Genomic DNA, 12308 nt, shown 5'->3' with positions numbered 1-12308 from the left:
GTAAAGTTAATCTGCTCACACCTTTTCTCACTTTCTGATGACCTCAGAAGGTGTTTTGGTGCGTGCAAAAGGAAATATCAATGTCGAGAATTGAATCTCAACCTGCCACTCAGGCTCGAAGTAAAACCCTCTATTTTCTCACTTGGCGATGGCACTTCTACGCAGGCCTGTTCGTTATCCCATTTATATTGATGCTGAGTATAACCGGACTGGTGATGCTACTTGATGACGAGCTTGAAAGTGCACTTTATCCAGAAGCACTTATCGTTCAAAGCAGTGCCACTGATACGATGATACCGATTAGCGACCAGTTAAATGCGGTTAAAGCACAATACCCTGATGGAACAGTCACTCAGTTCATTACCGCAAAGTCTGAAAGCTTACCAAATCGTTTCTCGGTCAACTTGTCAGACGGCCGCTCGGTTTTCGCCACTGTTGATCCATACTCTGGAGACGTCATTGGTGAGATCCCGCGCAGCGAGAGTTGGTATCAGTTGGCAAATGAAATACATGGCACCTTGCTTGTAGGGGATTGGGGAGACTATTTGATCGAGGTGGCAACGAGTCTCTCTATCCTTCTTTTGGTCTCAGGTATCTATTTATGGCTACCGCGTGACAATGCAACTAAAGCTGGATTCTTAAAGATTCGTTTCTCTTCTGGAACTCGTATTCTGATGCGTGATATACACGCGAACCTTGGTGGTACTCTGTCTCTGGTTCTGTTGCTGTTCCTTCTCTCCGGTCTTGCTTGGGCTGGTTTTTGGGGCGGTAAAATGGTTCAGGCTTGGAGCAGTTTTCCTGCGCAAATGTGGGATGATGTACCGCTGTCGGATAAAACGCATGCTTCTCTGAACCATGGTTCTGAAGAAGAATTACCTTGGAATTTAGAGCAAACGCCACTCCCGGAATCGCACGATCACTCCGCAATGACAGACGAGCATAGTCACCATGATGTCTCCACAGAGAGCATCTCACTTGAGGAGGTCATGCAAACTGCATCTAGATTGGGCTTTACCTATTATCGCGTCAATTTCCCGCGCTCAGAAACAGGGGTGTATACCATCACCGCTAATACCATGGGTGGCGATATTGTCGACCCGAGAAAAGACCGAACCACTCACTTAGACCAGTACTCAGGCCGTATTCTCGGAGAGGTGACGTGGAACGATTACAACGTGATGGCAAAGACGCTCGCTGTTGGTATCTCTCTTCACCAAGGGGACATCAGCGTCGTTAACAAAATTCTGAACGTCCTGTTCTGCTTAGCCTTTATCACAGTGTCAATCACTGGCGCGGTGATGTGGTGGGTTCGCCGTCCCGCGGGTAAAGGAAAGTTGGGAGTGCCGCCTAAGTTTGAAGACGCAGGTATTTGGAAAGCAGGCTTGATGACTGTGGTTCTTATCTCTGTACTGTTCCCGTTAGCCGGAGCAACGATAGTCGTCGCGATGTTACTTGACTGGCTGCTATTCTCTCGTGTTGAAAGATTGAGGATGGCTCTGAGCTAGATGGAACGCCGCCCCTCAATGCGTACTGCTCATCGAGGGGCGGTATATTGATTTAAACGGCTATTGTCTGCTTAGTCAGTTCCTACACGTGATAACGTTCTTCACGCCTGATAAAGCTCCAGTGGTAATCCGTCGGGGTCTGCGAAAAAGGTAAACTCTCGACCGGTGAACTCATCCACTCGAATCGGTTCGACTTCTACGCCTTTACTTTCTAGGTAGGCTTTCATTTGTTGAACGTCATCGACACAAAAAGCTAAATGTCTTAACCCTTGAGCTTCTGGAAAACTTGGCCTTTCGGGAGCATTGGGAAAGCTGAACAGTTCAATTTGTGCACCACTCGGTAATGCTAAGTCGAGTTTGTAAGATTGGCGTGCTTCTCGATAGTTCTCGGCAACAATTTCCAGTTTTAGAATCTCGGTATAGAAGCGCTTTGAGACTTGATAATCAGAGCAGATAATTGCCGCATGGTGGATTCCTTTCAGCACTGTTTTGTTTCTCCTGCCAGTTTGTCGCTTAAGTGTTTCATGGCGTAATCAATGAAAACGCGCAGTCGCGCTGGCATGTATTTCGTTTGAGCAAACTGCATTGCGATTGCGCCGTGGTAGTTACTTTTGATTGTCCAGTCATTGAGGACTTGAACGACGCTCCCTTCAGCGAGCGCATCCTGAATCACGAAGTCGTGGAAGATCCCGATTCCTAAGCCTTCCTGCACACCCTTTAAACGCATTTGCGAGTGGTTTACTGCGTAGCGTCCACTGACCGACACCGTGTGGAACTCATCATCTTTAAGGAAATCCCAAATATGGTCTTTGTCGGTCTCCGCAAGGTACAGACAGTCATGTTGACTAAGATCGGTCGGATGTGACGGCGTTCCCTTATTCGCAAGGTAGTCTGGGCTTGCGCACAATACGAGATTAGTTTTACCGAGCTCCTTAAGCACCAAGCTCTCATCGGGTTTATCAGTGAGGCGAAACGCGATATCAATCCCCTGACGCAGAATGTCGATATCACCATCGGCAGCGCGCAGTTTGAGCTGAATCTCTGGGTATTGGTTTAGGAAAGGGACAACAAAGGGCTGTAAAACTGAGTTTAAGAAAGCTTCGGGCGCTGCCACGATCAGAGAACCTGCGGGCTCAGTATGATCAGATGTCGAGAGTTCGACCGCTTGTTGTGCCGCATTAATCATCACTACACTCTGGTCGTACACCAGTTGACCAGCCTGGGTAATGATAAGGCTTCGCGTAGTACGCTCAAATAGCTTCACTGACAGGGCTTTTTCCAAACGGGTGATGAGCTTACTCAGTGCCGATGGTGTTACACCCAGTTGTTTGGCTGCGGCGGTAAAACTGCCCTCATTAACCACCAAAATAAAGGAGGCAAGATCAGGAAGCAGGGCTATCAGTTTTGGGTTGATCATAACGTTAGGTACTCGGCCAGTGGGCTGATATTTCTAGAAATCGACAATCAGCATCATACGTCAAACTCCATTCAATATTAAGCGCAGTGTTTTGTGTGGCTTGTATCAAATAATGATGGAAGATTAAGCACAAGATTCCGTGTTTTATAAAAACAATTCCCGCCTATGTATTTATTCAATCAAATACATATACTGGCTGAATAGTCATAATTAAATCAGTTGGTTAAAGGAAAGATATTCATGGATAGATCGGAAAGCTTGTTTGAAAAGCAGCGCATAAAACGGTTTAACTTTTCAGTATGGACAGTGCTGACTGGAACGTTACTTGCCCGAACAAGCTACTTTATGGCATGGCCTTTTCTGATTGTTTTTCTCTATGAAGATTACGGTGCGTCTGCAATTGAAGTCGGCACCATGCTTGCGGTGTCCGCTGTTGTTGGGGCGGGAACAGGGCTCTACTCGGGCTACCTTTCGGATAAGCTAGGGCGCAAATGGGTAATGGTGTTAGGCAGTTGGATTGCCTCGATATCTTACACCGGTATCGCATTAGCGAGTGAAGTATGGCAGTTCTATGTGCTGATCATGATGACGGGTTTAATGCGCCCAATGATTGAGGCGCCAGCCAAAGCCGTCATAGGTGATAATCTCAGCGATTTGAAAGATCGTGAATTAGCACTGAACATTCGTTACTTCTTACTTAATTTGGGTGGCGCACTTGGCCCACTGATTGGTATCACTTTGGCTCTTTCTCAGCCACAGAACCTGTTCTTTGTTGCTGGTGGTACTTATGTCGTTTACGGTTTCTGGCTGCTGTTAGGAATCGAACGCAAAGGTACTTTTACCAAGCCAGATCCCTCTCAACTGCCTAATTTTGCCGCGACGCTTAATGTGATTCGTAAAGACAATATTTTTGTAAAACTGATGGTCGCCAACTTCATCATGATGTTTGTTTACGCGCAGGTTGAGTCGTCAATTCCTCAAGTCATCGTGCGCTCTTCCATCACTGATGCCGCGCAACTTATTGCTGGGTTAGTGTTGGTGAATACGCTGACGATTATTGTGTTTCAATTCCCAATGCTTAAATGGCTCGAGCACGTGCCTCTGTTCGTAAGAACCCGAATTGGCATGATTTTGATGGCGATTGCTCAAATTGGCTTTCTTTTTACACCAAATGATTGGCCTCTAGGTTGGGGAATGGCTTGCTTTATATTAAGCCTAGGAGAAGTGATTGCTTTCCCAACCCTTAATGTACAAATCGATAGAATGGCACCACCACACCTAAGAGGTTCTTACTTCGGTGCGGCTGCTCTTTATTCTCTTGGCTTCGCTATTGCACCGCTGCTTGGCGGTGTGGTGATAGAGATGCTCAGTGCTTACTGGCTATTTGTGCTCTGCTTTATCCTATGTTTGGTGATGATTTGGTTGTACTGGCTGGCTGAGCATACCGAAGACAGTGTCGAAAGAGCGCCGGTTACCCAGAGTTAACCGATGCCGAAATCACAAATACAGAATTGTGATTATCTTCATAGTTAAGGTATTTTATTGATGCCTCAGATTCATTAATGTTTTTCCAACTAGAGGGATAATCGATACTGAGATGTTCTACTAGAATATAGGCATTAGTTTTACAGTGTAAATGGCGCTCCCGTCACCGTTTACACTTCCCCTATAAATAAGCAGCGAATGCGCTGTGAATAATAACTAGGAAGGAATTAGACAATGTCTTCTGCATTCTACCAACAGATTGAAAAACAAATTGAAGAAGTAAAGGCTGAAGGTCTTTACAAGTCTGAGCGTGTAATCACTTCTCAGCAGCAAGCAGCTGTTAAAATTTCAACAGGCGAAGAAGTGCTTAACTTCTGTGCAAACAACTACTTAGGTCTAGCTAACCACCCTGAGCTTATCGAAGCGGGTAAAGCAGGTATGGATCAACACGGCTTTGGTATGGCGTCTGTACGTTTCATCTGTGGTACTCAAGACATCCACAAAGAGCTAGAAGACAAACTGTCTACATTCCTTGGTAAAGAAGACACGATTCTTTACACATCTTGTTTCGATGCGAACGCAGGTCTTTTCGAAACTATCCTAGGCAAAGAAGATGCAATCATCTCTGATGCTCTAAACCACGCTTCAATCATTGATGGTGTTCGCCTATGTAAAGCAATGCGCTTCCGTTACGCGAACAACAACATGGAAGAGCTAGAACAACAACTTATCGCCGCTAAAGAAGCGGGTGCTCGCCACACGCTAATCGTTACTGACGGCGTATTCTCTATGGACGGCGTAGTAGCAAACCTTCCAGCTATCTGTGACCTAGCAGACAAGTACGATGCGCTAGTTATGGTTGATGATTCTCACGCAGTTGGCTTCATGGGCGAAAACGGCGCTGGTACTCACGAGTTCCACAACGTTGTTGACCGTATCGACATCATCACAGGTACGCTAGGTAAAGCAATGGGCGGCGCTTCAGGCGGTTACACATCTGGTAAGAAAGAAGTGATCGACTGGCTACGTCAGCGTTCTCGTCCATACCTATTCTCTAACTCAGTGGCTCCGGCGATCGTTAACGCGTCTATCCGTGTTCTTGATCTTTTAAAAGAGAGCGGCGAGCTTCGCGACCGTCTATGGGAAAACGCTGCACACTTCCGTGCTCGTATGGAAGACGCGGGTTTCACTATGGGTGGTGCTGACCACGCAATCATTCCAATCATGCTAGGTGATGCAAAAGTAGCGGCTGAGTTTGCTGAGCGTGCTCTAGAAAAAGGCATCTACGTTGTAGGTTTCTCTTTCCCTGTAGTACCAAAAGGCCAAGCGCGTATCCGTACTCAAATGTCTGCTGCACACTCACGTGAGCAACTAGATCGCGCTATCGATGCATTCATCGAAGTGGGTAAAGAGATGGAAATCATCTAATTCTGAGGTTTTACTCAGAATATAGATAAAAAAGTTTTTTGATTCTCGCCTTATAGTTAGGCGAGATGAACTAGGTAACATTATGAAAATTAAAGCACTTTCTAAGCTTAAGCCTGAAGAAGGCATTTGGATGACCGAGGTTGAAAAACCTGAAATGGGTCATAATGATCTTCTTATCCGTATTAAGAAAACCGCAATCTGTGGTACAGACGTACACATCTACAACTGGGATGAGTGGTCACAAAACACAATTCCAGTGCCTATGGTTGTAGGTCACGAATACGTGGGTGAAGTTGTTGGCATCGGCCAAGAAGTTCGTGGTTTTGAAATCGGCGACCGTGTATCTGGCGAAGGTCACATCACATGTGGTCACTGTCGTAACTGTCGTGGTGGTCGTACTCACCTTTGTCGTAACACAACAGGTGTTGGTGTTAACCGCACGGGTGCGTTCTCTGAATACCTTGTGATTCCAGCGTTCAACGCGTTTAAGATCCCAGCAGAGATCTCTGATGATCTAGCATCTATCTTCGACCCGTTTGGTAACGCAGTACACACAGCGCTTTCTTTCGACCTAGTAGGCGAAGACGTGCTAATCACAGGTGCTGGTCCAATCGGTATCATGGCTGCAGCTGTAGCTAAGCACGTTGGTGCTCGTCACGTCGTTATCACTGACGTAAACGAATACCGCCTAGATCTGGCTAAGAAAATGGGTGTAACGCGCGCAGTAAACGTAATGGAAGAGAAGCTGGAAGATGTAATGGCTGATCTAGGCATGACAGAAGGCTTCGATGTAGGCCTAGAAATGTCTGGCGTACCATCTGCGTTCAACAGCATGCTAACTAACATGAACCACGGCGGTAAGATCTCTCTACTAGGTATTCCACCATCAGACATGGCAGTAGACTGGAACCAAGTAATCTTTAAAGGCTTGGTTATTAAAGGTATCTACGGCCGTGAGATGTTCGAAACTTGGTACAAGATGGCTTCACTAATCCAGTCTGGCCTAGATCTATCTCCAATCATTACTCACCACTACAAAGTGGACGACTTCCAAGCAGGCTTCGACATGATGCGCTCTGGTATGTCGGGTAAAGTAATCCTTGATTGGGAGTAGGGTTGGATTTCTTGTAAGAAGCCAATCATGTTGATGTGTTAGAAGGTAACTTCTCCATCATCAAAGATTAGCCTTGTTCCATCACAGTAATCAAACTAAGCCACTTTAGTATATAAAGTGGCTTTTTTTAGTTTTTGCCCTCGCTGATATTGAAAAATAACACAATAACGTTATCGCCTTACATCGGTGAGGTGTATGTATGAATCAAAATGTGGCATCCTAATTTCTATCGTTCAAAAAGGACACATGGACCGTCGGATATGGATACCAACTCACATCAGCTTTCTCTACGTACAATTGAGCCATCGGATTATACCGAGCTTGCAGCACTCATGAACCTCGTTTTCCCAGATGTAGGGGGGGCGTGGCCACGCATGACCATCCTGGATCTGATTAATCAGTTTCCTGATGGGCAAATTTGCATTGAAGATAACGGCAAGATCATCGGCGCTGCCTTGACGATTAAAGTCAACTACAACCGCATTTCGCTTCCTCACCTTTACACGGATATCATTAGTGAAAACAACGTGATCCAGAATAAAGCAAACGGTGATGCTATGTATGGTTTGGATGTATTTGTGCATCCGGATTATCGAGGGTTGCGTTTGGGACGTCGTTTGTACAACGCCCGAAAAGAGTTGTGCCGAAGCAAAAACTTTAAAGCGATATTAGCGGGCGGGCGAATCCCTGAGTACCATAAGTACGCGGATGAGTTGAGTGTGGCGGAATACATCGATAAGGTAAAACGCCGCGAATTGCACGATCCTATTTTGTCGTTTCAGCTAGCCAACGACTTCGATGTGAAACGAATTATGCGCGGTTATCTGCCTGAGGATGATGCCTCTAAAGGGTATGCCACACTCTTGGAATGGGACAATTTTTTCTACGAGGAAGACATACAATCGGTTCACGATGTCGAGAAGAATCTCATTCGCATAGGTGTGGTGCAATGGCAAATGCGTGCCATGAACGATTTAGAAGATTTGCTCGATCAAGCTGAGTTTTTTATCTCCTCTCTTGCCAACTATCAAGCCGATTTTGCGCTTTTCCCTGAATTTTTCAATGCTCCGCTTATGGGACTAAAAAAGGAACAAAGCTCGGTTGAGGCGATCCGTTTTCTGGCAAGTTTCACTGAAGAGATCAAGTCTCGTTTCTCTCAATTGGCAGTGACTTACAACATCAATATCATTGCCGGAAGTATGCCGATTATTGAAGAGGACGGTAAGCTTTATAATGTCGCTTATCTATTGCAGCGTGATGGAAGCATTAATGCTCAATACAAAGTACATATCACCCCTCATGAGCAAAAAGATTGGGTGATTGACGGTGGCGATAAGGTACAGGTATTTGATACAGATGCGGGTAAAGTGGGAATACTCATTTGTTACGACAGTGAGTTTCCAGAGTTGGGCCGAATGATGGCCGATCAAGGCGTGCAAATACTGTTTGTGCCGTTTTGGACTGATACTAAAAATGGATATCAGCGCGTGCGTATTTGTTCTCAAGCGCGGGCCATTGAGAACGAGTGTTATGTGGCGATTGGTGGCAGTGTGGGCAACCTCCCGCGTGTCGATAACGTGGATATTCAATACGCTCAGTCAGCGGTGTTCTCACCTTCGGACATTTACTTCCCACACGATGCAACCTTGACAGAAGCCAGCGCCAATACCGAAATGATCATTTTTGCGGATGTTGATTTAACTAAGCTTAAACAGCTTAATACCGAAGGCTCAGTCACTAACTTACGCCATCGCCGACTCGACTTGTACGGTGGATTTACCAAAACAAACAAAACCTGAATATGAGGTTCAAGAAAAAGCACTGAAAAAGTTCACTAGGGGAGGTGTGCCTGATTCAGTGCTTTGGTTGAGCGGTAACGACTTACGCGGTTTGGCGCTTTAACATGATTTAAGAGCCCAAGCCGCTTGAGAAAGTCGACAGAATGGATTTGAAAGTGGGATAGTACGAGTTGATCGCCATTTGTGTTGGTAGATCATATTGAGTATTGCCACTCGTATTTTCATCACTCGGTTCGAGCATCATTATTTGATAGAAACTCGTCGCTTCTCCCGATTCACTGATCTGTACAACTCTTTCTTGGTCGACAGGGGCCATAAACTCAAATTCTATGCTTAAGTTAACAAGTCCGTTAGGCATTACGTCTAGGCGATAAGTTGATTCAGCATTTGAATCAGACGGGCTACCAAACCCAAAGTTTCGATGAAGTAGTTCGTGTGTTGAAGCATCAGAAACGTTGTTATTTTGGGCTGAAAGTAGAAGGTCAACGTTGTGACTATTTAGGTCGATAGATGTATTCGCTTGAAATAGCGTTTTTTCAGCTTGGTCGTTGTTTGATGATACGACATAGGTACTATGTAACACATCGCTATCAACTGAGCATTCTGAGTTGATGGTTAACACTACCCCGTCATCTTGAACAGCAACCACTTCATTAGGTAAACACAAACTATTGGCTGTCATCGGTGGCAACCCTGCATCTACAAGTAACTGGGCATAGTCAGTTTGAGGTGAGAGATCATCAGATGCTTCTAGCTCTTGATTTGCCTTCTTTTCTAAAATCTCAACGGAATTTTTTAGACTCTCTTTTTGTTGTTGGGTGAGTTTTGGTTCTGGTGAATCACTATCTGAACCGCAACCTGTAAGGATCAAAGGGATGGCCAGTGTCAAAAGTAAACCTTTGTTCATTATTTATCCGCCTATAAGAGTAAGTTGTTAGCAAATGTGGTGTTAGATTATGGCTCAAAATTACTGCGAAAAAGGTGACACCTTGTTTTGAGGTGTTCATGTTTTAGTAACCGAGAGCCAATAAAATTCACCTCTAAGTCTAGATTAGTCGTTTTGTGCTAGGGTTACTAATAGGCGAGAGTTCATGTGTAATGACATGATCTCTAGGTTGAGTATTAGAGGAGGGTGATCAATATGATCAAACGAATATTCATTTTACTGGTACCTTTTATCTTGTTTGGTTGTGGTACGACAGATCGCGACCTCCAGCAACAAGGCCGCAGTGATTCGTATATTCAAGGCTTCCATGATGGACGCCATAGTGGGTTGTACGAAGGTGGAAACGACTTTGAATCGTACGTGAAAGATAACGCACGATACGACTCCGATGAGGATTACAAACGCGGTTGGTTAGCGGGTGAGAAAGAAGGAAAATCACTGCAAAGTCAGAATGATTCCATTTCTAAAGGAATACTTTCCTCTCCACCGCCCAAGGGGAAATCAGATGACTTTGACCAAGTTGCACGTGATGCGGTTAAAGGTGTTGATACATCTGGGCTTGAGAACCTGAAATAGTGAGTTGATAAGTACTTGTGGCGGTATCTCGTAACTCCGGTATATGGCTTCTGATCGAAATGAAAAACGCGGCTAATTGAGCCGCGTTTTGATTTGTGTCGGGAATACTTTATGTCTCTTCTTCCTCAAAGTCGTCCGCATAACCTTTCGGTGGTGGTGTCCAACCACGTTCAGAGCGAGTGTGCTTGTCTGAACGGTCTTTCTTCATATCTTCTTTCATTGCTTCTTCTAGATGAATGAATATTTGACGATAGTTGTTGTCGTAACGAGGGTTATCTTCAGCCGCAGCCCAAGCTTGATATAGCGTCTCTGATTTACGGTTCTCCACTCTCATATAAGTCGATTTTTGCTGCTCAACAAAGAATGGATGGTGACCTAGTGAGCGAAGTGCCTCGGCACCCATCTCTAAGGCAGAGTGATACGTCTCTGACTCTATATAATCGGCTCCCACTTCTCTCAAGCGATAACCGTGTCCACGGTCGTAGGCGCGCGCCAGTATCTTTACTTTCGGATAGGTGTGTTTGACATATTTCACTAGCTCGACACTGGCATCTTGATTGTCGATAGCTACCACAAAGAGCGCCGCATCTTCAATTCCTGCAGTGTGCAGTAAATCTGGTCGAGTCGCATCACCGAAGTACGATTTGATGTTGATTGAGCGCAGCACATCCACTTGGTTGGCTTGGTGATCTAGTACTACTGTATTTACGCCATTCGACACCAGCAGACGGTTCACGATCTGACCGAAACGACCAATACCCGCGATGATCACTGTGCCTTTCTCTTCAATAGTATCTTCTTCTCTATCGTTAGATTTCTGTTCGTAACGAGGAAGGATCACTTTGTCGAACAAGATAAAGAGGCCTGGAGTTAGGAACATCGATAACGCGACAACCAGAGACAGGATTTGCACGATGTCTGATGGCAATACATGGTTTTGAGCAGAGAAACTCAATAGTACAAAACCAAATTCACCGGCTTGCGCCAAGCTTAGTGTAAATAGCCAGCGGTCGCTGTTCTTAATTTTGAAAATCAGTGCTAAGACAAATAGCACCGCTGCTTTCAATAGCATGACGCCCAGAGTCAAGCCGATGACTAGGATGAAATCGTTAAACAGAACATCGAAGTTGATTCCCGCGCCTACCGTAATAAAGAAAAGGCCAAGTAGTAGCCCTTTAAACGGGTCTATATTGGACTCCAGTTCATGACGGAATTCACTGTTAGCAAGTACCACACCTGCGAGGAAAGTACCTAATGCAGGCGATAGGCCAACCAGACTCATTAATGCTGCGATACCTATAACCAGCATGAGAGCGGTTGCTGTAAAAATTTCACGTAATCCAGAGCTTGCAACGAAGCGGAAAAGCGGGCGACTCAAGAAGTGTCCACCGACCACCACTAGTGCGATCGAGGTGGTAATCACAAGCCCATATGCCCAGCCCGGCAGCCCTGCGACTAAACTGAGTTCATCATGGTGACCAGCCGCAGCCGATACTGCATTTTGCGCCGCTTCAACCAGTTCTGGCAGTGCCAAGAGTGGGATAAAAGCCAACATCGGAATAACGGCGATATCTTGGAATAGCAACACCGAAAAGGCATTTTGGCCCCCTTCGGTTTTTGACAGCCTCTTCTCATTAAAGGTTTGAAGAACAATAGCAGTAGAAGAGAGCGCAAAGATCAGACCGATGGTTAATGCAATGGTCCAAGGCTGTTCAAATACAAGTGCGATGCCCATGACAATCGCTGCTGTCCCGCCAACCTGCAAGCCGCCTAACCCCATTAGACGATTGCGCATCGCCCACAGCATTTTGGGCTCAAGCTCCAAACCGACTAAAAACAACATCATTACCACGCCAAATTCGGCAAAGTGTTGGATGGTGGTTGTCTCTTCACCAACAAGGCCAATAATAGGGCCGATCACCACACCAGCAATTAAGTAACCCAATACAGAGCCTAAGCCAAGGCGTTTGGCAATCGGTACCGCGATCACGGCGGCGACTAAGTAGATAAAGGCTTGTAGAAAATATCCTGTCATTCT

At 45.6% G+C, this 12308-nt stretch carries 10 protein-coding genes; 6 read left to right on the top strand and 4 right to left on the bottom strand.

Annotated features, from left to right (window positions below; all coding sequences use genetic code 11):
- Nucleotides 1–80 precede the first annotated feature (80 nt).
- Nucleotides 81–1505 (top strand): PepSY-associated TM helix domain-containing protein, encoded by a 1425-nt coding sequence (locus tag AC6I7V_RS15525; protein WP_498012195.1) that lies wholly within the window; start codon nucleotides 81–83, stop codon nucleotides 1503–1505.
- Nucleotides 1506–1606: 101 nt separating this feature from the next.
- On the opposite strand, the gene gloA2 is transcribed toward AC6I7V_RS15525, so the two are convergent.
- A complete protein-coding gene (gloA2, locus tag AC6I7V_RS15520) occupies nucleotides 1607–1990 on the bottom strand; it encodes an SMU1112c/YaeR family gloxylase I-like metalloprotein (RefSeq protein ID WP_498012194.1) in 384 nt (127 codons plus the stop codon).
- The gene (locus AC6I7V_RS15515; RefSeq protein ID WP_255232556.1) at nucleotides 1984–2922 is read right to left on the bottom strand and encodes a LysR family transcriptional regulator; all 939 of its coding nucleotides are present in this window, start codon (nucleotides 2920–2922) and stop codon (nucleotides 1984–1986) included. The genes gloA2 and AC6I7V_RS15515 overlap by 7 nt, the downstream gene beginning before the upstream one ends.
- A gap of 240 nt (nucleotides 2923–3162) precedes the next feature.
- Here AC6I7V_RS15515 and AC6I7V_RS15510 point away from each other — a divergent pair, with 240 nt between their 5' ends.
- From AC6I7V_RS15510 to AC6I7V_RS15495, 4 genes are all read left to right on the top strand, one after another.
- Nucleotides 3163–4407 (top strand): MDR family MFS transporter, encoded by a 1245-nt coding sequence (locus tag AC6I7V_RS15510; RefSeq protein ID WP_498012193.1) that lies wholly within the window; start codon nucleotides 3163–3165, stop codon nucleotides 4405–4407.
- 234 nt (nucleotides 4408–4641) lie between these two features.
- Nucleotides 4642–5835 (top strand): glycine C-acetyltransferase, encoded by a 1194-nt coding sequence (locus AC6I7V_RS15505; RefSeq protein WP_498012192.1) that lies wholly within the window; start codon nucleotides 4642–4644, stop codon nucleotides 5833–5835.
- A gap of 82 nt (nucleotides 5836–5917) precedes the next feature.
- Entirely contained in the window at nucleotides 5918–6949 is a 1032-nt protein-coding gene (gene tdh, locus AC6I7V_RS15500) for an L-threonine 3-dehydrogenase (protein WP_061031177.1), read from the top strand.
- Nucleotides 6950–7209: 260 nt separating this feature from the next.
- Complete coding sequence (locus AC6I7V_RS15495) at nucleotides 7210–8748, top strand: GNAT family N-acetyltransferase (RefSeq protein ID WP_498012191.1); 1539 nt, start codon at nucleotides 7210–7212, stop codon at nucleotides 8746–8748.
- A 109-nt stretch (nucleotides 8749–8857) separates the two neighbouring features.
- On the opposite strand, the gene AC6I7V_RS15490 is transcribed toward AC6I7V_RS15495, so the two are convergent.
- Nucleotides 8858–9655: a hypothetical protein gene (locus AC6I7V_RS15490; protein ID WP_498012190.1), complete on the bottom strand. Its 798-nt coding sequence runs from the start codon at nucleotides 9653–9655 to the stop codon at nucleotides 8858–8860.
- A 234-nt stretch (nucleotides 9656–9889) separates the two neighbouring features.
- On the opposite strand from AC6I7V_RS15490, the gene AC6I7V_RS15485 reads away from it, so the two are divergent.
- On the top strand, nucleotides 9890–10270 hold the full coding sequence (locus AC6I7V_RS15485; protein ID WP_255232561.1) for a hypothetical protein: 381 nt from the start codon (nucleotides 9890–9892) through the stop codon (nucleotides 10268–10270).
- A 109-nt stretch (nucleotides 10271–10379) separates the two neighbouring features.
- On the opposite strand, the gene AC6I7V_RS15480 is transcribed toward AC6I7V_RS15485, so the two are convergent.
- On the bottom strand, nucleotides 10380–12305 hold the full coding sequence (locus tag AC6I7V_RS15480; protein ID WP_498012189.1) for a monovalent cation:proton antiporter-2 (CPA2) family protein: 1926 nt from the start codon (nucleotides 12303–12305) through the stop codon (nucleotides 10380–10382).
- Nucleotides 12306–12308: the final 3 nt, after the last annotated feature.

This window comes from Vibrio sp. KUL70, from assembly GCF_059725515.1.
Note: the sequence above shows the minus strand (reverse complement) of the source record. Positions and strands in the feature narration are given on the sequence as shown.

Excerpts from the sequence above, each read along its gene's own strand:
- AC6I7V_RS15525 (WP_498012195.1), top strand. The coding sequence starts at position 81 with ATGTCGAGAATTGAATCTCAACCTGCCACTCAGGCTCGAAGTAAAACC.
- AC6I7V_RS15515 (WP_255232556.1), bottom strand. The coding sequence starts at position 2,922 with ATGATCAACCCAAAACTGATAGCCCTGCTTCCTGATCTTGCCTCCTTT.
- AC6I7V_RS15510 (WP_498012193.1), top strand. The coding sequence starts at position 3,163 with ATGGATAGATCGGAAAGCTTGTTTGAAAAGCAGCGCATAAAACGGTTT.
- AC6I7V_RS15505 (WP_498012192.1), top strand. The coding sequence starts at position 4,642 with ATGTCTTCTGCATTCTACCAACAGATTGAAAAACAAATTGAAGAAGTA.
- tdh (WP_061031177.1), top strand. The coding sequence starts at position 5,918 with ATGAAAATTAAAGCACTTTCTAAGCTTAAGCCTGAAGAAGGCATTTGG.
- AC6I7V_RS15495 (WP_498012191.1), top strand. The coding sequence starts at position 7,210 with ATGGATACCAACTCACATCAGCTTTCTCTACGTACAATTGAGCCATCG.
- AC6I7V_RS15490 (WP_498012190.1), bottom strand. The coding sequence starts at position 9,655 with ATGAACAAAGGTTTACTTTTGACACTGGCCATCCCTTTGATCCTTACA.
- AC6I7V_RS15485 (WP_255232561.1), top strand. The coding sequence starts at position 9,890 with ATGATCAAACGAATATTCATTTTACTGGTACCTTTTATCTTGTTTGGT.
- AC6I7V_RS15480 (WP_498012189.1), bottom strand. The coding sequence starts at position 12,305 with ATGACAGGATATTTTCTACAAGCCTTTATCTACTTAGTCGCCGCCGTG.